At 53.3% G+C, this 473-nt stretch carries 1 pseudogene; it reads left to right on the top strand.

Annotation, left to right across the window (positions count from 1 at the left end):
• A pseudogene (locus F0U47_RS22995) lies at nucleotides 1-388 on the top strand (F0F1 ATP synthase subunit alpha); the annotation flags it as partial.
• Between the last annotated feature and the right edge of the window lie 85 nt (nucleotides 389-473).

Raw genomic sequence — 473 nt, 5'->3', positions numbered from 1 at the left:
GCAGGCGGCCGGGTCCACGGAGCGGCAACAGGCTGAGTACCGCGGGGCCGCGGCTTTTGCCCAGTTCGGTTCTGACTTGGATGCCGCTACACAGCAGCTGCTCAACAGAGGAATGCGTCTTACTGAGCTCCTCAAGCAAGGACAATACGTGCCCATGGCTATTGAGGAACAGGTCGCCATCATTTACTGCGGTGTCCGCGGTCACCTCGACAAGCTGGACCCCTCCAAAATCACTGCCTTCGAGAAGGAATTCACTCAACACATCAAAACTAGCCACCAGGGTCTTCTCTCCACGATCGCCAAAGACGGTCAGATCACCCCCGAGTCTGACGCCTCCTTGAAGAAGATCGTCACAGACTTCCTAGCTACTTTCACCCAATCGCAGTAAACTAGTTTACGTAACTTGACGTGTGACTGATCTCAAAACTCGAGTTTGTAGAGCAGTCCCATATCAAATTAAAAGCTTCGCCTGA

It is taken from the genome of Nocardioides antri (genome assembly GCF_008373765.1).
GTDB lineage: Bacteria > Actinomycetota > Actinomycetes > Propionibacteriales > Nocardioidaceae > Nocardioides > Nocardioides antri.
Note: the sequence above shows the minus strand (reverse complement) of the source record. Positions and strands in the feature narration are given on the sequence as shown.